This window comes from Nocardioides cremeus (assembly GCF_030518195.1).
Taxonomy (GTDB): domain Bacteria; phylum Actinomycetota; class Actinomycetes; order Propionibacteriales; family Nocardioidaceae; genus Nocardioides; species Nocardioides cremeus.
This window is the reverse complement of sequence record NZ_JAULSC010000004.1, coordinates 158,657-181,411: the sequence shown is the minus strand read 5'-3', so window position 1 is coordinate 181,411 and position 22,755 is coordinate 158,657. Positions and strand designations below refer to the sequence as shown.

The following is a 22,755-nucleotide window of genomic DNA, read 5'->3' as shown; positions in this document are numbered from 1 at the left end:
TGCACCAGCCGTCGTGGGGCCGTTCGACACCCCCAGGGGTGACCGGGGCCGGTCGCCGGGTGCGGGTAGACAGGGGGCATGCAGACACGAGAGATCGGCAACGACACCGTCGGACGCGTCCAGGTCGGCGCCATCGGGCTGGGCCTGATGACCTTCGACCAGTCCGGGACCCAGCCGCGCGAGCAGCTGCTCGACACGATGCGGGCCGCTCTCGACGCGGGCGTCACGCTCTTCGACACCGCCGACGCCTACGGGCCCGGTGACGAGCTGGGCGCCGACGCCCAGGGCGCCAACGAGCGGCTCGTCGCGGACCTGCTCGACGAGCTGGGCGTGCGCGACCAGGTGCTGCTGGCCACCAAGGGCGGCCACGTGCGCGCCGGCGGCGGCGCCTGGGCCCTGGACAGCTCGGCCGGCCACCTGCGCTCGGCCGTCGACGCCAGCCTCGAGCGGCTCGGGGTCGAGCAGATCGCGCTCTGGCAGCACCACCGCCCCGACCCCGAGGTGCCCTACGAGGACGTCATGGGCACCCTCAAGGAGATCGCCGAGTCCGGCAAGGTCGCCCGCGTCGGTCTCTCCAACGCCGACCCGGCCCAGATCCGGCTCGCCCACTCGGTGCTGGGCGACGCGCTGGTCAGCGTGCAGAACCAGTTCTCGCCCGCCTTCCGCTCCAGCCAGCCCGAGATCGACGTCTGCGAGGAGCTGCGCCTGGCCTTCCTGCCCTGGAGCCCGCTGGGCGGGCTGTCCGACGCCAAGGAGCTCGCCGAGAAGCACCCGGCCTTCGCCCGCGTCGCCCAGGACCGCGGCGTCAGCGCCCAGCAGGTCGCCCTCGCCTGGGAGCTGGCCCAGTCGCCCGTCGTCATCCCGATCCCCGGCGCCAAGCGGCCGCAGTCGATCACCGACTCCGCCGCCGCGGCCGACATCGACCTGACCCCCGACGAGCTGGCCGCGCTCGACGCGTCCTGAGGGCTCCGGCCCGGTCGGCCGGCCCGGTCCTGTGCCCAGCCGGACCGTAGGCTCCGCGCCGTGAGAGCCGTCCTGATGGAGACCTTCGGCGGACCGCTGGCGGTCGCCGACCTGCCCGACCCGGCCTGCCCCGACGACGGGGTCGTGGTGCGGGTGGGCGCGACCGGGCTGTGCCGCAGCGACTGGCACGCCTGGCAGGGCCACGACGACGGCGTACGCCTGCCGCACGTGCCGGGCCACGAGCTCGCCGGCACGGTGGTCGAGGTGGGCCCGACGGTCACGTCGGTGCGGGTCGGGGAGCGGGTCACCACACCGTTCGTGCTGGCCTGCGGCACGTGCGCGACCTGCCGCCGCGGCGACCAGCAGGTCTGCGAGCGGCAGGAGCAGCCCGGCTTCACCGGCTGGGGCTCCTTCGCCGAGCTGGTCGCGCTGCCGCGCGCCGACACCAACCTGGTGCGCCTGCCCGACGAGGTGGCCGACGACGTCGCCGCCGGGCTCGGCTGCCGCGTCGCGACGGCGTACCGCGCGGTGGCCCAGGTCGGCGCCGTGCGCGCCGGTGAGCGGGTCGTGGTGCACGGCTGCGGCGGGGTGGGTCTCGCCGCGGTGATGGTGGCGCGGGCGCTGGGGGCCGAGGTGTACGCCGTCGACCCGGCGCCGGCCTCCCGCGACCTGGCGGAGCGCCTCGGGGCGGTGCCGGTCGACCCGACCGCCGCGCCGGTCGTCGACGCGCTGCTCGACCTGACCGGTGGTGGCGCCGACGTCTCGCTCGACGCCTTCGGGGCCGCCGCGGTGGCCAGGGCCTCCTTGCACTGCCTGCGCCCGCGTGGCCGGCACGTGCAGGTCGGCCTGCTCGGCGGCGCCGACGCCGCGGCGGGCGCGCCGTTGGGGCTGGTGGTCGCCCGCGAGCTGCAGGTGCTGGGCAGCCACGGCCTTTCGGCCGCCGGCTACCCCGACCTGCTCGACCTGGTCGCCGACGGCACCCTGCGCCCCGACCTGCTGCTGCGCGACCGGGTGGGGCTCGAGGAGGGCGCCCGCCGCCTGGCCGCGCTGGGCGAGCCCGGCGCCGGCGCGGGCGGCGCTACCGTCGTCCTGCCGCAGCGCTGACCCGGCCCAGATCTCACGCTGACCCGGCCCGAACTTCGCGCTGACCCGGCCCGAACTTCGCGCCGAGTCGGCCCGGACCCACACCCGCTCCGGAACTGGCGCCGGCTCGCGGGGAACTGGCGCCGGCTCGCGGTCAGGTCTGGGCGCCGCTGGGCGGGTCGAGGTGGCCGGTGCGCCACAGCCCGTCGTTGACCTCGAGCCAGCGCTGCGCGTCGCGGCGACCCAGCGCGGCGGCTTCGTCGAAGAAGTCGGGGTCGAACATCAGGTAGGACAGCAGCTCGCCCTGCAGCGGGCTGTCGCTGCCGAGCAGCCGGTGCATGACCTGCAGGTCGGGGTCGCCGATCGTGCGGCGCAGGGTGCCGTGGTTGCTGCGGAAGACGTCCATCGCCAGCTGCGCCAGCTCCTCGCCGTGCTCGGGGGCGACGGCGGCGTAGGGCAGCAGCCGCTGCGGGGAGCGGCCGCGCTCGCGGCGGTGCCGGTCGAGGTGCGGCGACAGGTCGGGGTCGCCGGCCAGCACGTTGGTGTCGGCGAGGCGGCGCAGGTCGTGGCGCAGCGGGTCGTCCATCACCGCACCCAGCAGGGTCGCGCCGCCGTCACCGAGGTCGACGGGCTGCCGGTCGCGCTCGGCGTCGGCCTCGGCGGGCCGGATCGCGCCGGTGCCGACGACGACCAGGCGGTCGGCGCCCAGCTCGACCGCGGGCGCGATCGGCACCCGGCGCCGGGTCGCCCCGTCGACGTACCAGCCGGCGGCCTCGGCCGGCTCGTCGACCTCCACCGAGGGGAAGAGCGCGGGGATGGCCGAGGAGGCCATCAGGTGCTCGACCCCGATGCGGGTGCGCACGTAGGCGCGGTGGTGCTGGGCCAGCGGCGCCGGCAGGTCGCCGTACGCCGCACTGGTCTCGGTGAAGAGCGTGACCCGCCCGGTGCGCACCGCCGTGGCGGTCAGCGCCAGCGCCTCGACCCGGCCGGCGTCGAGGTTGTCGTGCAGCGCGTCCCAGTCGATGGCCCGCTCGAGGGTCGCGGCCAGCGGCGCGGTGCCGAAGAGCCCGCGCAGCCGGAACCCGGTCAGGCCCAGGGTCTCGGAGGCGTAGCGGGCCAGCACCACCGGCGCCTGGCGCCACAGCGGCTGCATCACCTTCTTCTTGGTGGCCTGGGCCAGCACGTCATGCAGCCGCACCGCCTGCTCCTCGGGGTCGAGGTGCGCGGTGGAGGTCAGGGCGGCGCTGAGCAGCGCCCCGGCGCTGGTGCCCACCAGCAGCGTGGGCCGGCGCCCGTCGGCCTCGAGCGCGGGCAGCAGCACCCCCAGCGCCCCCACCTGGTACGCCGAGCGCGCACCGCCGGCGTCGAGCACCAGGCAGGTGCGGCCCGAGGGCTGCGGGGTCGGTGAGGAGTCGGTGGGAGTCATCGCTCCCAGGTTCTCACGCGATCTGGGTGCGCCCGCCCGGGAGCCGCTGGGCGGCGCTGAGCCGGGCCTCGGCGCCCGAGCGCGCCCCCGCCTCCCACGCCGCGACGCCGCCGTCGAGCCCGGTGCGGCGCCGGCCGGCCTGCCAGGAGCCCCGGGCGGTGGAGGTGCGGGTGTAGTAGTCGGCGACCTCGGCCTCCTTCTGGGCCAGCACCAGCGCGGTCGAGGCGCCCGGCTCGGGCTCCTGGCTCGCGAGCCGCTCGCGCTCGGCCCGCTGCTCGGCGTCGCGCCGGGCCGCCCACAGCCGGGTGCCGATCTGCTCGACGAACGCCTCGTAGAACGCCAGCCGGGCCGTCTTCTTGCTGGGCGGGGCGAAACTGCGGGTGCGCGGGTTCCACACCGCGCCGCCGACCAGGTGGGCGTCGCTGGCCAGGAACACCCCGGCGTCGTGGACCATCTGCAGCGCCAGGTGCACGTAGAGCGCCTCGACGACCTCGAGGTCGCTGGGGAAGCCGTAGGCGTAGACGGTGGTGGAGTTGCGCGCCACGTCGGCGCGCACGTCGTTGGGCAGCGCGCAGGCCAGGAACAGCGCGACCAGGCGCGAGTTGCCCATCGCCCGCGCCTCGCCGATCGTGATGGTGCGCTGCACCGGCTCGGCACGCTGCTCCTGGCGTGCGGTGTGCTGGCGCGCGGTGGCCAGGTCGATCGACCAGCGGGTCGAGAGGTACTGCGCCTTGGCCAGGAAGGCGTCGGCCTCCTCCGGGGTGGAGGCCGCCTCGGCCTGGGCCAGCACCTTGGCCAGCTTGTCGATGAACGTGCTCACAGGGGTGCTCCCGTCGTGACGCCGCGCTCGGCCAGGGCCACGCGCAGCAGGTGGGCGGCCTCGGGGCCGATGACGTGCTCGTAGAGGTGCAGCAGGTGGGCCAGGAACACCGGCCCGTGGGCGGGCCGGTCGGGGCCCAGGTGGTGGGCCAGCTCGTGGAGCACCGTGGTCTCGCTCAGCGCCCAGCCCCCGCCGGCGGCGTACGGCGGCACCGCGATCGTGGGCCCGGCCGCCCCCGCCGGCTCGTAGTGCGCCGCCCGCGCGCCGCGGCGCTCGCGCACCGCGACCGGCACCCCGGCGCGCGGCAGCGCGGCCACCGGTGGGTGGGCCAGGACCCGTCGCAGGTAGGCCGGCACGTCGGCCACGTCGCCGAACTTGCGCAGCCCCGGCAGCACCAGCGTCGAGCCGTAGTGCTCGATCGTGCCGCCCCGCTCGAGGACCCGGCCCACGGCGTCCTCGGCGTCGTACACCGTGGAGCGGTGCCGGTCGCGGGGCGCGGGGGTGGTGCTCACGGGACGTGTCCTCTCGTGGGGCGGTCGGGTGGGTCGATCGGTCGGGCGGTCGGGTCGCGGCTGCTGTGCGGGGTCCTTCCTACCCGGTCGCACCGACGCCCGTCGTGGTCCTCCACAGGCGCAGCAGCCATGATGGGGGTGTGCGCTTCACCGAGAACGAGATGACCCAGGCGATGGCGGGTGCGGCCAAGTCCGTGCTGGCCACGCGCAAGGACGTGCGCAAGCAGAAGCTCGACGTCGACGAGGTGTGGGAGCAGATGACCCGCTGGGAGCGCTTCCAGGTGCTCGACGCCCTGGGCGACCAGGTGCTGCCGGTGCTCGTCGCGCTGCCCGACGTCGAGGTCGAGCCGGGCACCCGGCCCACGTTCACCGACGAGCAGGTGCGCGAGACGGTCGAGGCCGGGGTCGGCGACGAGGTCGGCCGGCTGCAGCGCACGGTGCTGGTGCGCACCCGGATCGCGCTGGTCAAGGCCGCGCTGGCCGCCGTGCCCCCGCGCCAGGACCCCGACGCGCTCATCGTCCCCGACCACCTCTGAGCACGACCCGGCCGGTTCGAACCAGCCGGCTCGCGACCCGGCCGGTTCGGACCGGCCGGCTCGCGGGTCAGGCGGGGTCGGTGGGCGCCGCGGCCTGCACGTCGCCGACGCGCGAGGTGCCGCCGCTGGTGCCCAGGGAGCGGGCGATGGCCTCGTCGAGGCTGAGGAACTGGTGGCCGGGCACCAGGTCGCGGCGCACGTCGTCCTCGCCGCAGACCATGTCGTGCGACAGGCTCTCGGCCAGCGCGACGACGGTGCCGCGGGGCATCCCGGTCAGCAGCGCGCTGGCCCGGCCCACCACCCACATCGGCACCCCGGGCACCAGCGGGCGCCAGCGGCGCAACCCGGCGACCTTCGCGTAGCGGCCGAGCAGGTCGGGGTAGCTGAGGACCTCGTCGGCGCCCAGGTCGTAGGCCCGGTTGCGCGGCTCGCCCTCGAGCGCCGCGGCCAGCACGGTCACGACGTCCTCGACGGAGACCGGCTGCAGCTTGTTGCGCATCCAGGCCGGCACCGGCATGACGGGCAGCCGGTCGCTGAGGCGGCGCAGCAGCTCGAAGGAGGTCGACCCCGAGCCGACGACCATCGCGGCGCGCAGCACGGTCGCCGGCACCTCGCCGTCGAGGAAGACCTGCTCGACCTCGGCCCGCGAGCGCAGGTGGTCGGACAGCTCGCCGGGCGGGATCAGGCCCGAGAGGTAGACGACGCGGCCCACCCCGGCGGCCGCGGCGGCGCGGGCCACCCGCTCGGCGGCCTCGCGGTCCTTGCGCACGAACTCGCCCGAGGCCATGGAGTGCACCAGGTAGACGACGGCGTCGACGCCCTCGACGGCGCGCGCGACGAGGTCCTCGTCGGTGATGTCGAAGCGGCGGGCCTCGACCTGGGCGCCCCAGGGGTAGGCCTCGAGCGCCGACTCGTCGCGGGTGGCGGCGACCACCTCGTGGCCGGCCTCGAGGAGCACCGGCACCAGCCGGGAGCCGACGTACCCGGTCGACCCGGTGACCAGGACCCGGCTCATGCGCCGGCCCCCTGGGGTCGCAGGAGGGGGCGGCGCGGGCTGGGGGCGGCATACGTCGGGGGCACGCCAGCAACCTAGGCCCCTCGGCCCGTGCGCGGCACCCCCGTAGGTGGCGGCAGCCGGCTCACCCGGGGTGATGCCGCCCCGGGCGGGCCGTGCCTACCGTGGAGAGCGACCTCCCGACGCCGGGCGCCGGGCCCTGCACCCACGAGGACGCGACCGTGAACCTGCTCGACCCCTTCGGCCTGCTGACCAGCGCGCTGCCGCTGCCCGCCCAGCCGGTCGACGACCCCCGGGTCGTGCTCATCACCGGCGCCACCAGCGGCATCGGCCAGGCCACCGCGCTGCGCGCCGCCGCCGAGGGCCACGACGTGGTGCTCGTGGCCCGCCGCGAGGAGAAGCTGCGCGAGGTCGCCCGCGACTGCGACGAGGCCGGCGCCGCGTCGACCCTGGTGGTGCCCGCCGACCTCTCCGACGACGACGCCGTGGCCGCGATGGTCGCCACCGTGCTCGAGAGCCACGAGCGGATCGACACGGTGCTGCACTGCGCCGGCGTGGTGTCCTACGGACGCACCGAGGAGACCTCGGCCCAGGACTTCGCCGACGTGGTGTCGACCAACCTGCTCGGCACAGCCGCCGTCGCGCGCCACGTGCTGCCGGTGCTGCGTCGCCAGCGCCGGGGCGACCTCGTGGTGGTCGGCTCGCTGCTGGGCTACATCGCGGTGCCCGAGATGACGCCGTACGTCGTGAGCAAGTGGGGCGTGCGGGCGCTGGTGCGTCAGCTGCGCATCGAGAACGTCGACCTGCCGCAGGTGCGGATCAGCCACGTCTCGCCGGGCAGCGTCGACACCCCGATCTACGACAACGCCCTCGACTCCGCCGGGGCGGTCAACACCCCGCCGCCGCCGTCGATCAGCCCCGAGCGGGTGGCGCGGGTGGTGCTGGCCCAGGTGGGCTCGCGGCGCGCGACCCGGCAGACCGCGCTGAGCAACTACGGGCTGATGGCGGTCTTCACGCTGGCGCCGGCGGCGGCCTACGACCGGTTGGTCGGCCCGCTCTTCCAGCTCGCCTCGCGGCGCAAGTCGGGCGGCGACGACGCCGGCACCGAGGGCGCTGCATGAGCCGCGTCGTGATGCTGGTCGGCGGCACCTCGGGCATCGGCCTGGCCACCGCCCAGCGGGTCGTCGCCGAGGGCGGCACCGCCGTCGTGGTCGCCCGCGACGCCGACCGGGTCGGCGAGGTGGTGGCCGACCTGGCCCGCACCGGCCCCGGCACGGCCACCGGCAGCGCCGCCGACGTCACCGACGAGGCCAGCGTGCAGCGCGCCGTCGCCGACTGCCTCGCCGCGCACGGCCGCCTCGACGCGGTGGTGCTGACCGCCCAGGTGGTCGCCTACGGCACCGTCGAGGAGGTGCCGCCCGAGATCTTCGCGCGGATCCTCGACACCGGCGTGCTCGGCACCCAGCACGTCGCCCGCGCGGTGCTGCCCGCCCTGCGCGAGCACGGGGGCGCGCTGGTCGTGGTCAGCTCGCTGCTCGGCCAGATCGCGGTGCCCTCGATGGGTGCCTACTGCGCCGCCAAGTGGGGCCAGCTCGCGCTGGTGCGCGGCATGCAGGCCGAGCTGCGCCGCGACCGTCGGGTCAGCGTCTCGCTGGTGCTGCCCGGCGCCGTCGACACCCCCGTCTACCAGCAGTCCGCGACGTACGCCGGCCGCGCCGGGCACGCCCCACCGCCGGTGGTCGGCCCCGACCGGGTCGCGCGCGCCTGCCTGCGCGCCATTGACCACCCGCGCCGGCAGGTGCACGTCGGGCCCGCCAACCGGATCACCGTGCTCGGCTTCCGGCTGCTGCCCGGTGTCTACGACCGGCTGGCCCCGCTGCTGGTGCGGCGCGTCGCGCTGCGCGGACCGCGGGTCGAGGCGCACCCCGGCAACGTCGAGCGGCCCCGCCCCGAGCTCGAGGGGCTGCGCGGCGGCTGGTCTCCCTGGGGGGCGCGCCGCCGGCGGCGCAGCTAGCCCGCCGCCCGGTCGCCCTCGGCCCCAGCAGCCCCGTCCCGCCACCGCCGGACCACCGCGGCGCCGGTGACGACGTCCTGTCGGTGCTGGGTCCGCAGCATCGACAGGGTGTGGTCGTGCTCCGACCAGTCGACCGAGGCCGTGGCGTCGGAGACCAGGGTGGCGCCCAGGTCGAGGGCGAAGGCGTCGCGGGCGCTCGCCGCGATGCACGACTCGGTGGAGACCCCGCAGAGCACCACGTGGTCGATCCCGGCGCGCTGGAGCCGCTCGGCCAGGTCGGTGCCGAAGAACGCGCTGTCGCGGGTCTTCTCCACGACCTCGGCGCCGCCGGGCTCGAGCCCCTCGACCCGCTGGACGCCCTCGGTGCCGCGCTCGGCGACCCCCTGGCCGTCCTCGTGCATCGTCAGCGTCCAGGTGCTCCCGTCGCGCTCGTGGACCGTCTGCACCTCGACCACCGGCACCCCCACCTCGCGGGCCACCCGGACCAGCTCGTTGCAGGTCGCCACCAGGTCGCCTCGGCAGCGCTCCAGCTCGGGGTCGGCGAAGTAGTCGCGCTGCAGGTCGATGAGCAGCAGTGCCTCAGTGGGAGTCTGGGCGGGCTCGGACACGGTGGTCGCCTCCTGGGGGTCGCGGGACGGCCACCAATCTCGGACGCGCCGGCACGCGCCGTCTACACCCCCCAGGACGACGCTCCCGCGGCCGGGATCACCCGGGCTCGACCGGCCTCAGCCGGTGTTGCGCAGGCCTGCGGCGATCCCGTTGATGGTCAGCAGCAGCGCCCGCTGCAGCTCCGCCGGCGGCTCCTGGCCCTCGGGCACCTGCCGCACCCGGGCCAGCAGGGAGACCTGCAGGGCGTGCAGCGGCGCCAGGTAGGAGTCGCGCAGCTCGAGGGTCTGGCGCAGCACCGGCGCGCCCTCGAGGAGCCGCTCCTGGCCGGTGACCGCGAGCACCTCGGCGACGGTGCGCTCGTGCTCCTCGCGCACCTTCTCGAAGAGCGCCGCCGAGTCGTCGTCGACGAGGGTCCGCACGTAGCGCGCCGCGATGTCGAGGTCGGTCTTGGCCAGCGTCATCTGCACGTTGGACAGGAAGGTGCGGAAGAACGGCCACGAGGCGTACATCTCGCGCAGCACCTCCTCGCGGCCCGCCTCGCGCGCGGCCGCCAGCCCCGACCCGACGCCGTACCAGCCGGGCAGGATGATGCGTGACTGGGTCCAGCCGAAGACCCACGGGATCGCGCGCAGGTCGTCGAGCCCGCCGTCGCCGCCGGGGCGCTTGGCCGGGCGCGAGCCGATGTTCATCTTGCCGAGCTCGTCGACGGGGGTGGCAGCCACGAAGAAGCCCACCAACCCCGGGTCGCGCACCAGGGCGCGGTACGCCGTCTGCCCGCTGCCGGCGACGACGTCCATGGTGTCGTCCCAGCCGTCGAGCACCTCGCGGGGCAGCAGCCGGTCGCGGTGCAGCACCGAGGCCTCGACGACGGCGGCGAGGGCGTTCTCGAGGTTCCAGCGGCCCAGCTCGGGCAGCAGGTACTTGTCGGAGATGACCTCGCCCTGCTCGGTCACCTTGATCGGCCCGTCGAGGCTGCCGTTGGGCTGCGACAGGATCGCCTCGGCGGTCGGGCCGCCGCCGCGGCCCACCGAGCCGCCGCGGCCGTGGAAGAGCCGCAGCAGCACGCCGTGGCGCTGCGCCACGTCGCGCAGCGCTCGCTGGGCGCGGTGGATCTGCCACTGCGAGGCCGCGATGCCGGCGTCCTTGGAGGAGTCGGAGTAGCCCAGCATGATCTCCTGCACGTCGCCGCGCGCCGCGACCACCCGGCGGTACGACGGGTCGCCGAGCAGGGCGTCGAGCAGCGGGCCCGCGGTCTCGAGCTCGGCGACGGTCTCGAAGAGCGGCGCGAAGCCGATGCGGGCCGTCGCGGGCCCGTCGTCGGGGCCGAGGTCGACCAGGCCGGCCTCGCGGGCCAGCACCACCACCGCGAAGAGGTCGTCGACGTCGTGGGTCATCGAGACGATGTAGGTCTCGACCACGTCGGGGCCGTAGGTGTCCTGGGCGGTGCGCAGGGTGCGCAGCAGGCCCAGCGAGGCGGCCGCGGGACCGTCGGGCGGCACCTGCCCGGCGCCCACCAGCGGGCGGCGCCCGGCCATCTCGGCGCTGAGCACCTCGGTGCGCGCCGCGTGGTCGAGCTCGCCGTAGGGCCGCTCGAGCTCGCCGAGGCGGTCGTAGAGCTCGGCGAGCGCCTCGTGGTGCTTCTCGGAGTGCTCGCGCACGTCGAGGGTGGCCATGCCGGTGCCGATCGCGGTGGCGGTGCGCAGCAGCCGCAGCACCGAGCCGTCGGCGGTGAGCCGGTCGCCGTCGGCCAGCATCGAGTCGCGCACCAGGCACAGGTCGTCGACGAGCTCGCCCAGGTGCAGGTAGTCGCGGCCCGGCTCGTGGGCGGTGGCGTTGGCCAGCCGGTCGCGAGTGCGCAACAGCCGCACCCGCACGAACGACAGCTTGAGCCGGTAGGGCTCCTCGGCGTTGAGCCGCCGGATCGTCGAGTAGGTGATGGGCAGCGCCTGCGCGTCCTCCTCCAGGGAGGCCAGCAGCTCCGCGCTGGCGCTGACCACCCGGGTCGAGGCGGAGACCTCGGTGAGGATCTCCTCGACCTGGGCGACCAGCTCGCGCAGGCCGGTGTCGTGCTGCAGCGCCAGCACCTCGAGGGTGACCTGGGGCGTGACGTTGGGGTTGCCGTCGCGGTCGCCGCCGGCCCAGCTGCCGAAGCGCAGGGGGCGCGCCGTCGCCGGCAGCTCGACGCCGATCGAGGCCAGGCGCCGGTCGAGCTCCTGGAGCAGGTCGGGGACCACCCGCCGGGCGATCTGGCCCAGGTAGTAGAGCGAGGTGCGGGCCTCGTCCTTGGGGTCGGGCTTGGCGATGCGCAGCTCGTCGGTCTGCCACAGCAGGTCGACCAGCTCGGCCAGGCGACGCTCGTGGCGCTCGGCGTCACCGGGGCGGGCGCGCGGGTCCTCGGCGGCGTGCACCACGTCGGCGATCTTGCGCAGCAGCCGCAGCACCGTGCGCCGGCTGGCCTCGGTCGGGTGGGCGGTGAAGACCGGGCGGTACTCGACGCGGCGCAGCACGTCGGAGACCAGGTCGACGTCGACGCTGCCGTCGGCCAGGGCCTTGCCGATCCGCTCGACCGCCACCGCCAGGGGGCCCTCGTCCTCGGCGGTCACCTCCTGCCAGCGGTGCAGCTGCTCGGTGACGTTGACCAGCTGGAAGTAGCCGGTGAAGGCGCGCGCCAGCACCACCGCGGTGTCGTCGTCCACCCCGGCCAGCAGGTCGTGCAGGGCCCCGTCGTCGGGCTCGCGGGCCAGCGCCCGCACCTGCTCGACCAGCTCGAGGAGCTCGGGCCCCTCGTGCCGGGTCAGCGCCTCGCCCAGCAGGGCGGCCAGCTGGCGCACCGAGGCGCGCAGCGCCGCGTGGTGCTCGTCGGAGGAGACGCCGGTGGCGAAGCGCGTCACGTCGGGCTGGTCGGTGTCGGCCATGGCACCAGTCTGGCGGGTGCGGGCCCGGTGCGTCAGGGGGTGACCGGGCGGTGGGCACACCCGGGCGGTCACACCCGGGTGGCTGGGGACGGGTGGCAGCATGCGGAGCATGGCTGCCCTCGACCTCGACCGTGTCCGCACCTGGTTCCCCGCACTGTGGTCCGGCCCCGGTGCCGGGGAGGCCCGCTTCGACGGCCCCGGCGGCTCCCTGGTGCCGAGCCGCGTGGCCGACGCCGTGGCCGACGCGATGACCGCCGGCATGTGCCAGCGCGGTTCGCTGACCCCGCTGCAGCGGCGTACGGAGGAGACGGTGGGGGCGGCGCGCGCCGCGCTGGGCGACCTGCTCGGCACCGACCCGCGCGGCGTGGTGGTCGGGCGGTCGATGACCGCGCTGACCTTCGAGATGGCGCGCACGCTCGCGCAGGGCTGGGGCCCCGGCGACGAGGTGGTGGTCACCCGCCTCGACCACGACAGCAACATCCGGCCCTGGGTGCTCGCGGCCGAACGGGTGGGTGCGACGGTGCGCTGGCTCGACTTCGACCCGGTCACCGCCGAGCTCGACGACGTGCGCGGGGTGCTCTCGGAGCGCACCCGGCTGGTGGCCGTCACCGCCGCCTCCAACCTCTTCGGCACCCGCCCCGACGTGGCCGCGATCAGCGCGGCCGCCCACGAGGTGGGTGCGCTGGTCTACGTCGACGCCGTGCACCTGGCCGCGCACGCCCTGGTCGACCGCGCCGCGCTCGGCGCCGACCTGGTCGCCTGCTCGCCCTACAAGTTCTTCGGGCCCCACCTCGGCGCGGTCGCGGCCGACCCCGCCCTGCTCGAGACCCTGCAGCCCGACAAGCTGCTGCCCTCGACCGACGCGGTGCCCGAGCGCTTCGAGCTCGGCACCCTGCCCTACGAGCTGCTCGCCGGCGTGACCGCGAGCGTCGAGGCACTCGCCGACCTGCTCGAGCAGCCCACCCACGAGGGCGGCGAGCTGCCGCGCCGCGAGCGGCTGGCGGCCTCGATGGCGGCGGTCGAGGAGCACGAGGACGCGCTGCTGGCCCGCCTGCTCGACGGCCTCGACGCGCTGCCGGGCGTGCACGTGCACGGCAGCCCCGCGCGGCGTACGCCGACGGTGCTGCTCTCGGTCGAGGGCCACGACCCGGTCGCGGTGCAGGAGCACCTGGTCGGCCACGGCGTGCTCGCCCCCGCCGGCAGCTTCTACGCCCTCGAGGCCTCCCGCCACGCCGGCCTCGGCGACGCCGGAGGCGTGCGGGTCGGGCTCTCGCCCTACTCCACCCCGGAGGAGGTCGAGCGCCTCCTCACCGGCCTCGCCGCCCTCACGAGCAGTCAGGAATGACCCACCGACCGGTCACTCCTGCACCCTCGACCGGTCACCTGCTCGTGTCTCAGCGGGGCAGGACCTCGCCCCGCTGCTCCAGCAGGGCCGCGGGCGCGGTGAGGCGCCAGGCCTCGAAGACCAGCTCGGCCAGCTCGTCGCGCTCCACGTGCTCGAGGTGGGCCACCACCCAGCCGAACCCGCCGGCGGTGAACTGGACCTCGAAGACGTCAGGACGCATCGCGACCAGGGCCAGCTGCTCGGCGATGGTCTGCTTGAGCCCGACGGTGACGGTCGGCTCCCACACGTAGCCGAAGGTGCGCCCGGCCACGCTGAGCTTCACGTAGCGGCCGCGGTCGGACCGGGCGGTGCCGGGCAGCTGGTCGACCAGCTCGGCGACGTCGGCGGTCCCGCTCATCGCGGTCGCGCCACTCAGGTCAACCGGGCCAGGGTGACCGCGAAGTCGCCGGCCGGGTCGGTCCACGTCTCGCGCACCTCGAACCCGGCCGCGCCCAGCTCGCGCGCCACCTGCTCGCGGCGGAACTTCGTGGAGATCTCGACCTGCACCTCCTCGCCGGCCGCGATCTCGACGACCAGGTCGGCGCCCGGCACCCTGACCGTCTGGGGCGCGGTCGAGCGCAGCCGCAGGTCCATCCGGCCCATCCGGGAGTCCCACAGCGGCGCGTAGTCGAAGCGGTCGGGGTCGAAGTCGGCGCCGAGCTCGCGGTTGAGCACCACCAGGCAGTTGCGCACGAACGCCTCGGTCACGCCCTGCGCGTCGTCGTACGCCGCCACCAGCCGGTCGGCGTCCTTGACCAGGTCGGTGCCCAGCAGCAGCCAGTCACCCGGGTCGAGGGAGTCGGCCAGCGCGCCCAGGAAGGCGCCGCGCTCCTCGAGGTAGAGGTTGCCGATGGTGCTGCCCAGGAACGCCACCAGCCGGCGCTGCCCCTCGGGCAGGTGGCCCAGGTGCAGGGTGAAGTCGCCGACGATCGCCTCGACGGCCGTCTCGGGGTAGCGCTCGGTGAGCATCACGGCCGCGTCGCGCAGCGTCTGCTCCGAGACGTCGACCGGCACGAAGCGGTGCAGCGCGCCCGCGCCCGCGAAGGCGTCGAGGAGCAGCCGCGTCTTGTCGCTGGTGCCGCTGCCCAGCTCGACGACCGTCGTGGCGTCGCAGGCCGCGACGATGTCGGCGGCGTACGCCGCGAGGATCGAGCGCTCGGCCTCGGTCGGGTAGTACTCCGGCAGCCGGGTGATCTGGTCGAAGAGCCGCGAGCCCTCGTCGTCGTAGAGCCACTTCGGCGGCAGCCGCAGCGGGCGCGAGCCCAGCCCCTGGCGCACGTCGGCGACCAGCGACCCCGACGCCCAGTCGGAGTCGAGGAGCACCTGCACGACCGGCTCCGGAGCGCTCATGCGGGCGCCCCGCCGTCGGCGAGACGCACCCCGGACAGCGCCCAGCGGGCACCGTGCGGGAAGAAGTTGCGGTACGACGCCCGCGCGTGGCCGGCCGGGGTCAGGGCGCACCCGCCCCGCAGCACCATCTGGTTGGACATGAACTTGCCGTTGTACTCCCCGATCGCGCCCTCGGGCGGGTGGAACCCGGGGTAGGGGTGGTAGGCCGAGGAGGTCCACTCCCAGCAGTCGCCGTGCACCTGGCGCAGCCGGCTGCCGGCCGGCGCGGGCTGCGCGGGCCGGGGGTGGAACGACCCGCCGTCGGCGAGGTTGCCGACCACCTGCTCGTCGCGGCCGTGCTGGCTGCCCTGGCCGTCGGTGACGACAGCGTGCTCCCACTCGGCCTCGGTCGGCAGTCGCTTGCCCGCCCAGGTGGCGAACGCCTCGGCCTCGTAGAAGCTGACGTGGGCCACCGGCAGCCCGGGGTTGACCGGCCAGGTGCCGTGCAGCGTGTGCTCGAACCAGACGCCGTCGTGCTCGCTCCAGTAGAGCGGCGCCGACCAGCCCTCGCCGCGCACCTTGGCCCAGCCGTCGGAGAGCCACAGCTCGTGGCGCTCGTAGCCGCCGTCGGCCATGAAGGCCAGCCACTCGCCGTTGGTGACCAGCCGATCGGCCAGCCGGTAGGGCTCGAGCCACTGGCGGTGCCGGGGCAGCTCGTTGTCGAAGGAGAAGCCCGCGCCCTCGTGGCCGACCTCGACGAGACCGCCCTCCACCTCGACCCAGCCGAGCCGGTCCGGCTCGCAGCGCTCGACCGGGCTGCCGGCGTACACGGGCTGCAGCGGGTTGCGCGAGAGCACGTGCTTGATGTCCATCAGCAGCAGCTCCTGGTGCTGCTGTTCGTGGTGGAAGCCGAGCTCGATGATGGGGGTGAGCTTCTCGAGGCTGCCGCCGTCGAGGGTGTCGACGAGGTCGCGCACCCGGGCGTCGACGTTGGCGCGGTAGTCGCCGACCTCGTGCGCGCCGGGGCGGGTGACCAGGCCGCGGTCGGGGCGCGCGTAGCGGGGCCCCAGGGTCTCGTAGTAGGAGTTGAAGAGGAACCAGTACTTGTCCTGGAAGGGCGCGAAGCCCTGCTCGTTCTCGGCGAGCAGGAACGTCTCGAAGAACCAGGTCACGTGGGCGCGGTGCCACTTCGTCGGCGAGACGTCGGGCATCGACTGGACCGTCTGGTCCTCGGGCGAGAGGGGTGCGGCGAGGGCCTCGGTGTGGCCCCGGACCTCCTCGAAGCGCCGGCCGAGCGACTCGGCGTCCCACTCCCTGGTGCTGGGCCTGGTGCTGGCCCGGGTGCTGGCCCTGCTGGTGGCCTCGGTGGTGGCCTCGTTGGCGGTGGTCTGTGTCATCTGCCGGCAGTCCTTTCGGTTCCGGTGTGAGGGCACGCCCCGATGACGCGTCCGCCTCCACCTTGCCGCAGGACTGGTGACGGGTCGACCACCCCGAAGTGCACGGTGGGTGGCGGAAATGGGTGGCACCGTCAGCCCGGGCGGCGGAACCTGGGCCGGTGACGACGTACGACGACCCGGCCGAGCAGGTCGACCTGCTCGCGTGGGTGCACGCTCGGCTCGAGGTCTTCGGGCTGGGCGTGACGGGCGAGGTGACGCGCCCGCACGTGCGCCCCTGGGGGGTCGTGGTGCGGGTGCCGACGACGTGCGGGCCGGTGTGGGCCAAGGCGGTCGAGCCGTCGCTGCGCCACGAGGTCGCCGTCACCACGCTGCTGGCGCGGCGCCGGCCCGATGCCGTGGCACCCCTGCTGGGCGCCGACGCCGACCGGGGCTGGCTGCTGCTCGCCGACGCCGGCGAGACGCTGCGCGAGGTCGCTGCCCGACAGCGCACCCTGGCGCCGTGGCACGACGCGCTCGGGCTCTACGCCTCGGTGCAGCGCGACCTCGCCGACGAGGCCGCCGAGCTGCTCGCCGACGGGCTGCCCGACCTGCGCCTGCCGCGCCTGCCCGACCTGTACGCCGACCTCGTCGGCCGGCTCGCCCCCGACCTCGGCGACGTCGGCGCGGCCGCGCTGGGGGCCGTGCCGCTGCTGCGCGACCTGTGCGCCGAGCTGGCGGCCAGCGGGCTGCCCGACACGCTGCAGCACGACGACCTGCACGACGCCCAGGTCTTCGTGCGCGACGGGCGGGTGCGCCTGCTCGACTGGGGCGACGCCTGCCTGAGCCACCCGTTCCTGACCCTGGCGGTCACCCTCGACGGGGTGCTGGCCTGGGGCCTCGACGACGAGGAGGCCTCCGAGGACACCGCGCCCTACCTCGAGAGCTACCTCGCCGGCTGGGCGGGCACCGTGAGCCACGAGCAGCTCGTGGCCGCGAGCCGGGTGGCCCGGCGACTGGGCTGGGCCTGCCGCGCGGTCAACGGGCACGTGCCGCAGGACCCGGACTCGCTGCGCTCCACCCGCACCCGGCTGCGGATGTTCCTCGACGGCCGGGCCGGCTGACCTGCGCTGCTCAGGCGTCCTGGGTCGGGCTGCCCACGGGGTCGGCGAAGACGACGACGTTGCTGTCGTAGGCGGTGCCGTCCCAGTCGGCGCACGAGACCAGCACCAGCCGGCCGTCGCCGGCGTCCTGGCCGAACACCCTGACCGCGTTGCGGGCCAGCTGCTCCTTGTCGTAGACCTTCGTGCGGCGCACCTCGTAGCGCATCACGCCGTTGCGGGTCAGCACGTCGACGACCGCGCCGCGACGCACGTCGGCGAGACGGTCGAGGGACCCGCCGCCGGTGTTGACGGTGTGGCCGGCGATCACGGTGCTCCCGGTCGCCTGGCCCGGAAGCGCGCTGGCGTCCCACCAGCCGACGTCGAGCACGTCGGCCGGCGGGTCGAGCACGCGGTCGTCGCCGACCTCGATCGCGTTGACCGGCGCGCGGATGTCGAGCGAGGGCACCGAGAGGCGCACCGGGGCGGCCGGGTCGAGGGAGGTGTAGCCGTCGTCGTCACCGCTGGGGAGCACGACGCCGAGCAGCACCATCCCCAGCGCCAGCACGCCGAGCGCCGAGGTCAGCGCCCGCAGTCGTGCCTCCAGGACCTCCACGACCCGGGCCCGTCAGCCGCGCAGGCTGCGGCGCCAGCTGGCGACACCCGCGGCGCCGGCCAGCGCGAGCAGCGCGGCCAGGGACAGGTTGCCGGCGGCGCCCATGCCACCGTCGGCCGCGGCGGTCTCGACGCCGGCCGGCACCGAGGTCGGCACCGGGGCCGGCGGGTCGGGGGTCGCCTCCGGCTCGGCCGGGTCGCCGACGCGGCCGGTGGGCCCGCAGTGCGACTGGCCGATCTCGGCGCGCAGCAGGTCGACGTCGAACTCCTGGGCGGCCGGCAGCACCGACAGGTTCAGCGCGGTCACCTCGATCTCGTCGTCGGCGACCTGGACCTGCTCGTTGAGCAGGATGTCGATGACGTTGTCCTCGAGCGGGGCGAGCCCCTCGCCGACCTGGCCCAGGGCCTCGGCGAGCACCTCGGCGCCGTCGACGACGCCGGTCAGCGGGCCGAGCGCGCCGTCGATGGCGGTCTCGAGCTGGGTGCGCACGGCGTCGAGCACCTCCTGGGTCACCGCCCCGAGGTCGGTCACGACGTGGGTGTTGGGGGCAGGGTTCACCGGCAGCGCCACCAGGTCGACGCGGGTGCCGTCCACCTCGACGTACGCCGCCGCGTCGACGATCTGCGCGGAGCCCGCCGAGGTGCCGGGCCCGGCGGTGCACTGGCTCTGGATGACCCCGGCGTCGAGGAAGACGCCCAGGTCGCCGAGGCCGGTCAGGGCCTGCTCGAGGCCGTCGGAGAGCGCGGGGAGGAGCTCGTCGAGCACCGGGGCGAGCCCGTCCTGCAGCTGCTGGTCGAGCCCGGCGAGGAACTCGGCCTCGACGAACCGCAGGCCGGAGAGGTCGACGGTGGCGGCGTTGAGCCGCACGTTCTGGCCCGGGGTGAGGCAGCCGCCCTCGCCGACCCCGACCACGGTGGCGCCGTCGCCGGCCAGGCCCGCGCACGCCTCGGCGTACCCCAGCCGCTGCTCGACGCGGGTGCGGGCGTCCTGGGCGAGGGTGCCGGCCTGGGCGAAGGACTGGCCGGTGGCCGCCGAGAGCGCCGGCGCGTTCGAGCCGGAGGTGCTCTCCTTGTCGCCGTCGTGGGTGGAGGAGAAGGACCCGGAGTCGCTCGGCGTGCTCGCCACGGTCAGGGTCAGCGCGGTCGCGTCTGCCTGGGCGACCGGCGCGGCGGCGGTGGCGGGGGCGGCCGAGAGGGCGACGAGCGCGCCGGTGGCCAGCAGCGCCAGTCCGCGAGCGGGTTTGCGGGTCATGTCCGTGTCCTCCGAGGCGGGCGCAGTTGCGCCCTGGTGTCAAGGTCCGAGAAACCCGCGGCTGGGGGGCCGAAGGGTGGTCACTGGTCAAACTGCACACAGGCGCCCGGGGTTACGCACCGACCGGGTGGTGTCCGGCATCCGGTCGGGGTGGGTGCGACCGCGCTAGCGTCGAGCCATGGACGCCACCGACCAGACCCCCGAGCCCGGCTCCGATCCCGGCTCCCACCCGGACGCCGACGCCGTCGCCTCGCGCGCCGAGCTGCTGCCCGAGGAGAAGGAGGCCGGCAGTGCCGACCCGCAGGCCCAGGCCGAGGCGATCCTGGCCGACTCCCAGGAGCGCACCGAGGACCCGGAGGGCACTCGGCACGACTCCAACCAGACACCCGGCTAGGCGGTCGGTCGGGGCTACATCACCCAGCGGAAGAGCGGGCTCTCGGGCGGGACCTGCTCGACGCGCAGCGGCGAGGCGTCCATCCGGGCCAGCAGGCCCTCGAGGTCCCCGGCGGCGGCCAGCTCGACGCCGACCAGCGCCGGGCCGGTCTCGCGGTTGCTGCGCTTGACGTACTCGAAGAGCGTGATGTCGTCGTCGGGCCCGAGGACCTCGTCGAGGAAGCGGCGCAGCGCGCCCGGCTCCTGGGGGAACTCGACCAGGAAGTAGTGCTTGAGCCCCTCGTGCACCAGTGCGCGCTCGACGACCTCGGCGTAGCGGCTCACGTCGTTGTTGCCGCCCGAGACGATCGCCACGGCCAGCGACCCCGGCGCCAGCACCGGGCCGCCCGACTCCATCGGCAGGCGCAGCGCGGCGCTGGCCAGCGCCCCGGCGGGCTCGGCGATGATGCCGTCGGACTGGTAGAGGTCGAGCATCTCGACGCAGGCCAGCCCCTCGGGCACCGCGACCATCGGCGGCCGGTGCGCGGCGACCACGGCGTGCGTCCACGCGCCCACCCGGCGTACGGCGGCGCCGTCGACGAAGCTCTCGAGGTCGGCCAGCGTCACCGGCTCGCCGGCCTCGAGGGCGGCGGCCATGCTGGCTGCCCCCGCCGGCTCCGCGCCGACCACCCGCACCTGCGGTGCGCGCTCGGCGAGGAAGGTGAGCATGCCCGCGGCCAGGCCGCCTCCGCCGACCGGCACGACCACGGCGTCGGGGGCCCGCCCGACCTGCGCGTCGAGCTGGGCCAGCACCTCGCGCGCCACCGTGCCCTGGCCCGCGATCGTGCGCGGGTCGTCGAAGGCCGGCACCGGCGTCGCGCCGCTCTCGAGGGCGTACGCCGCGCTGGCCGCGGCCGCCTCGTCGTAGGTGTCGCCGACGATCACCACCTCGACCAGCCCGCCGCCGAGCACCGCGACCCGCTCGCGCTTCTGGCGCGGGGTGGTGCGGGGCAGGTGCACCCGCGCCCGGACCCCGGCCCGGGCGCACGCGAAGGCGACCCCCTGCGCGTGGTTGCCGGCGCTGGCGCAGGTCACCCCCCGCTCGCGCGCCTCGGGCGGGAGCTGGTCGATGAGGGTGAAGGCGCCGCGCAGCTTGTAGGAGCGCACCGGCTGCAGGTCCTCGCGCTTGAGCCAGACCTCGAGCCCGAGCAGGGTCGAGAGCCGGTCGCTGCGGTGCAGCGGCGTCGGGCTGACGATGTCGGAGAGCCGGTGCGCGGCGGCGTCGATGTCGGCGGCGGCGGGGAGGTCCACCGGCCCAGCCTCCCACCCGGCCGTCCCCCGACCCGACCCGGCGCCAGTTCCCCGCGACCCGGCGCCAGTTCCGGAAGTAGCGCCGGCTCGCGCGGAAGTAGCGCCGGCTCGGTGAGGAACTGGCGCCGGGTCGGCGAGGTGCGTCAGAGGTGGGTGATCGCGCCGGGATCGGACTTGTCGAGGGAGCGGGCGATGACCATCCGCTGGATCTGGTTGGTGCCCTCGAAGATCTGCATCACCTTGGCCTCGCGCATGTAGCGCTCGACCGGGAAGTCGCGGGTGTAGCCGTAGCCGCCCAGCACCTGCACCGCGTCGGTGGTGACCTTCATGGCGTTGTCGGTGGCCACCAGCTTGGCGATCGAGGCCTCGCGGCCGAAGGGCTGCCCTGCGTCCTTGAGCCGGGCGGCGTGCAGCACCGTGGCCCGGGCGCTCTGCACCGCGGCCTCCATGTCGGCCAGCACGAAGGCCAGGCCCTGGTGCTCGATGATCGGGCGCCCGAAGGTCTCCCGCTCGCGGGCGTAGGCCAGTGCGTGGTCCAGCGCCCCCTGCGCCAGGCCGGTGGCGGCGGCCGCGATGCCCAGGCGGCCGGCGTCGAGGCCGGCCAGGGCGATGCGCAGCCCCTCGCCCTCGGCGCCCAGGCGCCGCTCGACGGGCACCCGCACCCCGTCGAAGCGCATCGTGGCGGTCGCCGAGCCGGTCAGGCCCATCTTGCGCTCCGGCGGGTCGGCCTCGAGACCGGGCGTGTCGGCCGGCACCAGGAAGCAGGAGATGCCGCCGCGGTCCTCGGAGGTGCGCGCCATCACCTTGTAGAAGTCGGCGTGCCCGCCGTGGGTGGTCCAGGCCTTCGCGCCGTCGATGACGTAGTCGTCGCCGTCGCGACGCGCCGTGGTGCGCATCGCGGCGGGGTCGGAGCCCGCGTGCGCCTCGGAGAGGCAGTAGGCGCCGAGCAGGTCGCCGCCCAGCATGTCGGGCAGCCACTGCTCGCGCTGCTGGTCGGTGCCGAACTGCGCGAGCCCGAAACAGCTCAGTGCGTGCACCGAGACGCCCACGCCCACCGAGGACCACACGGCCGCGATCTCCTCGAGGACCTGCAGGTAGACCTCGTAGGACAGCCCGGCGCCGCCCTGCTCCTCCGGGTAGGGCAGCCCCAGCAGCCCGCTGCGACCCAGCAGCCGGAAGACGTCGCGGGGGAACTGCTCGTCGGCCTCGGCCTGGGCCACGCGGGGGGCCAGCTCGTCGGCCGCGATGCGGCGTACGAGCGCCAGCAGCTCGGCGGACTCGTCGGTGGCCAGGACACGGCGGGCGGGCATGGGTCCTCCTGAGGACGGGGAGACGGTCGGGTACCAGAGTACGGGATCCGGTACCCGACGAGCGGGCCGCGACCCTATGCTCCGGCACGTGGGCACCACCGACTCCCTCGAGCGAGCAGAGCGCCGGCGCGCCGAGCTGCTCGGCCGCCTCGCCGACCTGTTCCTGGCCGAGGGCTTCCTCGGCTTCGGGGTCGGCGACCTCGCGGCCCGGCTGCGCTGCTCCCGGTCCTCGCTCTACCTGGTCGCCGGGTCGAAGCAGGAGATCGTGCTCGTCACCCTGCGGGCGTGGTTCCGAGGGGCCGCCGAGCGCATCCAGCGACGGGTGCTGGCCGAGCCCGACCCGGCCACCCGGTTGCGCACCTACCTCCTCGCCGTCTCCGACGAGCTCGCGCCGGCCTCCCCGGCCTTCTACGCCGACCTCCTGGCGCACCCGCCGGCGGGCGAGGTCTACGAGGAGAACACCCGGTACGCCGCCCGGCGGGTCCGCGCGCTGGTCGACGCGGGCGTCGAGGCCGGCGCCCTGCGTCCGGTCGACGCGGTCTTCGTCGGGGCCGCGGTCGCCGAGGTGATGACCGGCATCCAGGCGGGACGGGTGGGGGCCGCGACCGGGCTCAGCGACGCCGAGGCCTACCGCTCGCTGGCCGACGTGGTCGTCGGCGGGCTGGTGCGCCCGCCGACCTGAGCCGGGCCCGCTCACCCCCGCGGATGGCCCCCGACGGGGGTTGGTCTTTACCCTTGTCCCCACAGCCGGCTCACAGTCGGCTCACAGACCGGTCACGGGCAGGTCACGACCCCCGGCGGGGGCTGGGGACATCA

Annotated in this window: 22 protein-coding genes; 9 read left to right on the top strand and 13 right to left on the bottom strand. The window is 75.4% G+C overall.

Features of this window, described 5'->3' with window-relative positions; all coding sequences use genetic code 11:
* The first annotated feature begins 78 nt into the window (after positions 1 to 78).
* Positions 79 to 963, top strand: a complete 885-nt coding sequence (locus tag QWJ41_RS06510) for an aldo/keto reductase (RefSeq protein ID WP_302706649.1) — start codon at positions 79 to 81, stop codon at positions 961 to 963.
* 60 nt (positions 964 to 1,023) lie between these two features.
* On the top strand, positions 1,024 to 2,067 hold the full coding sequence (locus QWJ41_RS06505; protein ID WP_302706648.1) for an alcohol dehydrogenase catalytic domain-containing protein: 1,044 nt from the start codon (positions 1,024 to 1,026) through the stop codon (positions 2,065 to 2,067).
* Between the two features lie 133 nt (positions 2,068 to 2,200).
* Here QWJ41_RS06505 and QWJ41_RS06500 read toward each other — a convergent pair whose 3' ends face one another.
* Genes QWJ41_RS06500 through QWJ41_RS06490 form a run of 3 tightly spaced genes read right to left on the bottom strand, consistent with a single transcriptional unit; the run spans position 2,201 to position 4,804 of the window.
* Entirely contained in the window at positions 2,201 to 3,472 is a 1,272-nt protein-coding gene (locus tag QWJ41_RS06500) for a patatin-like phospholipase family protein (protein WP_302706647.1), read from the bottom strand.
* 13 nt (positions 3,473 to 3,485) lie between these two features.
* A complete protein-coding gene (locus tag QWJ41_RS06495) occupies positions 3,486 to 4,292 on the bottom strand; it encodes a DUF2786 domain-containing protein (RefSeq protein WP_302706645.1) in 807 nt (268 codons plus the stop codon).
* Positions 4,289 to 4,804 carry a TIGR04338 family metallohydrolase gene (locus tag QWJ41_RS06490; protein WP_302706643.1) on the bottom strand — a complete coding sequence of 172 codons (516 nt, stop codon included), beginning with the start codon at positions 4,802 to 4,804 and terminating at the stop codon, positions 4,289 to 4,291. Before QWJ41_RS06490 ends, QWJ41_RS06495 begins: the two co-directional genes overlap by 4 nt.
* Positions 4,805 to 4,944: 140 nt before the next feature.
* Between QWJ41_RS06490 and QWJ41_RS06485 the strand changes: the two genes are divergently transcribed.
* Positions 4,945 to 5,340 (top strand): hypothetical protein, encoded by a 396-nt coding sequence (locus tag QWJ41_RS06485; protein WP_302706641.1) that lies wholly within the window; start codon positions 4,945 to 4,947, stop codon positions 5,338 to 5,340.
* 67 nt (positions 5,341 to 5,407) lie between these two features.
* Here QWJ41_RS06485 and QWJ41_RS06480 read toward each other — a convergent pair whose 3' ends face one another.
* Positions 5,408 to 6,355: an NAD(P)H-binding protein gene (locus tag QWJ41_RS06480; protein ID WP_302706639.1), complete on the bottom strand. Its 948-nt coding sequence runs from the start codon at positions 6,353 to 6,355 to the stop codon at positions 5,408 to 5,410.
* Between the two features lie 164 nt (positions 6,356 to 6,519).
* Here QWJ41_RS06480 and QWJ41_RS06475 point away from each other — a divergent pair, with 164 nt between their 5' ends.
* Together QWJ41_RS06475 and QWJ41_RS06470 are read left to right on the top strand one after the other, a co-directional pair.
* Positions 6,520 to 7,476 carry an SDR family NAD(P)-dependent oxidoreductase gene (locus QWJ41_RS06475; protein WP_302706637.1) on the top strand — a complete coding sequence of 319 codons (957 nt, stop codon included), beginning with the start codon at positions 6,520 to 6,522 and terminating at the stop codon, positions 7,474 to 7,476.
* Entirely contained in the window at positions 7,473 to 8,369 is an 897-nt protein-coding gene (locus QWJ41_RS06470) for an SDR family NAD(P)-dependent oxidoreductase (protein WP_302706636.1), read from the top strand. Before QWJ41_RS06475 ends, QWJ41_RS06470 begins: the two co-directional genes overlap by 4 nt.
* Here the strand turns inward: QWJ41_RS06470 and QWJ41_RS06465 are convergent.
* Complete coding sequence (locus tag QWJ41_RS06465; protein WP_302706634.1) at positions 8,366 to 8,977, bottom strand: cysteine hydrolase family protein; 612 nt, start codon at positions 8,975 to 8,977, stop codon at positions 8,366 to 8,368. The two genes, QWJ41_RS06470 and QWJ41_RS06465, sit on opposite strands and share 4 nt — an antisense overlap.
* A gap of 117 nt (positions 8,978 to 9,094) precedes the next feature.
* Complete coding sequence (gene ppc / locus QWJ41_RS06460; protein ID WP_302706632.1) at positions 9,095 to 11,893, bottom strand: phosphoenolpyruvate carboxylase; 2,799 nt, start codon at positions 11,891 to 11,893, stop codon at positions 9,095 to 9,097.
* 109 nt (positions 11,894 to 12,002) lie between these two features.
* Here ppc and QWJ41_RS06455 point away from each other — a divergent pair, with 109 nt between their 5' ends.
* Positions 12,003 to 13,238, top strand: a complete 1,236-nt coding sequence (locus QWJ41_RS06455; RefSeq protein ID WP_302706630.1) for a cysteine desulfurase-like protein — start codon at positions 12,003 to 12,005, stop codon at positions 13,236 to 13,238.
* A 49-nt stretch (positions 13,239 to 13,287) separates the two neighbouring features.
* Here QWJ41_RS06455 and QWJ41_RS06450 read toward each other — a convergent pair whose 3' ends face one another.
* From QWJ41_RS06450 to egtB, 3 genes are read right to left on the bottom strand one after another with little or no spacing between them, the layout of a single operon-like run.
* On the bottom strand, positions 13,288 to 13,635 hold the full coding sequence (locus tag QWJ41_RS06450; protein ID WP_302706628.1) for an MmcQ/YjbR family DNA-binding protein: 348 nt from the start codon (positions 13,633 to 13,635) through the stop codon (positions 13,288 to 13,290).
* A 14-nt stretch (positions 13,636 to 13,649) separates the two neighbouring features.
* Entirely contained in the window at positions 13,650 to 14,627 is a 978-nt protein-coding gene (egtD, locus tag QWJ41_RS06445; RefSeq protein ID WP_302706627.1) for an L-histidine N(alpha)-methyltransferase, read from the bottom strand.
* The gene (gene egtB / locus QWJ41_RS06440) at positions 14,624 to 16,003 is read right to left on the bottom strand and encodes an ergothioneine biosynthesis protein EgtB (protein ID WP_302706626.1); all 1,380 of its coding nucleotides are present in this window, start codon (positions 16,001 to 16,003) and stop codon (positions 14,624 to 14,626) included. Before egtB ends, egtD begins: the two co-directional genes overlap by 4 nt.
* Before the next feature lie 158 nt (positions 16,004 to 16,161).
* On the opposite strand from egtB, the gene QWJ41_RS06435 reads away from it, so the two are divergent.
* Entirely contained in the window at positions 16,162 to 17,103 is a 942-nt protein-coding gene (locus tag QWJ41_RS06435) for a phosphotransferase (RefSeq protein ID WP_302706625.1), read from the top strand.
* A gap of 10 nt (positions 17,104 to 17,113) precedes the next feature.
* On the opposite strand, the gene QWJ41_RS06430 is transcribed toward QWJ41_RS06435, so the two are convergent.
* Complete coding sequence (locus QWJ41_RS06430; protein ID WP_302706623.1) at positions 17,114 to 17,695, bottom strand: class F sortase; 582 nt, start codon at positions 17,693 to 17,695, stop codon at positions 17,114 to 17,116.
* Positions 17,696 to 17,707: 12 nt separating this feature from the next.
* The gene (locus tag QWJ41_RS06425; protein ID WP_302706621.1) at positions 17,708 to 18,946 is read right to left on the bottom strand and encodes a hypothetical protein; all 1,239 of its coding nucleotides are present in this window, start codon (positions 18,944 to 18,946) and stop codon (positions 17,708 to 17,710) included.
* A gap of 178 nt (positions 18,947 to 19,124) precedes the next feature.
* On the opposite strand from QWJ41_RS06425, the gene QWJ41_RS06420 reads away from it, so the two are divergent.
* Entirely contained in the window at positions 19,125 to 19,340 is a 216-nt protein-coding gene (locus tag QWJ41_RS06420; protein ID WP_302706620.1) for a hypothetical protein, read from the top strand.
* 14 nt (positions 19,341 to 19,354) lie between these two features.
* Here QWJ41_RS06420 and ilvA read toward each other — a convergent pair whose 3' ends face one another.
* Entirely contained in the window at positions 19,355 to 20,629 is a 1,275-nt protein-coding gene (gene ilvA / locus QWJ41_RS06415) for a threonine ammonia-lyase IlvA (RefSeq protein WP_302706618.1), read from the bottom strand.
* 143 nt (positions 20,630 to 20,772) lie between these two features.
* Positions 20,773 to 21,939: an acyl-CoA dehydrogenase family protein gene (locus QWJ41_RS06410; protein ID WP_302706616.1), complete on the bottom strand. Its 1,167-nt coding sequence runs from the start codon at positions 21,937 to 21,939 to the stop codon at positions 20,773 to 20,775.
* Between the two features lie 88 nt (positions 21,940 to 22,027).
* On the opposite strand from QWJ41_RS06410, the gene QWJ41_RS06405 reads away from it, so the two are divergent.
* Complete coding sequence (locus tag QWJ41_RS06405; protein WP_302706614.1) at positions 22,028 to 22,621, top strand: TetR/AcrR family transcriptional regulator; 594 nt, start codon at positions 22,028 to 22,030, stop codon at positions 22,619 to 22,621.
* The last annotated feature ends 134 nt before the right edge of the window (positions 22,622 to 22,755 follow it).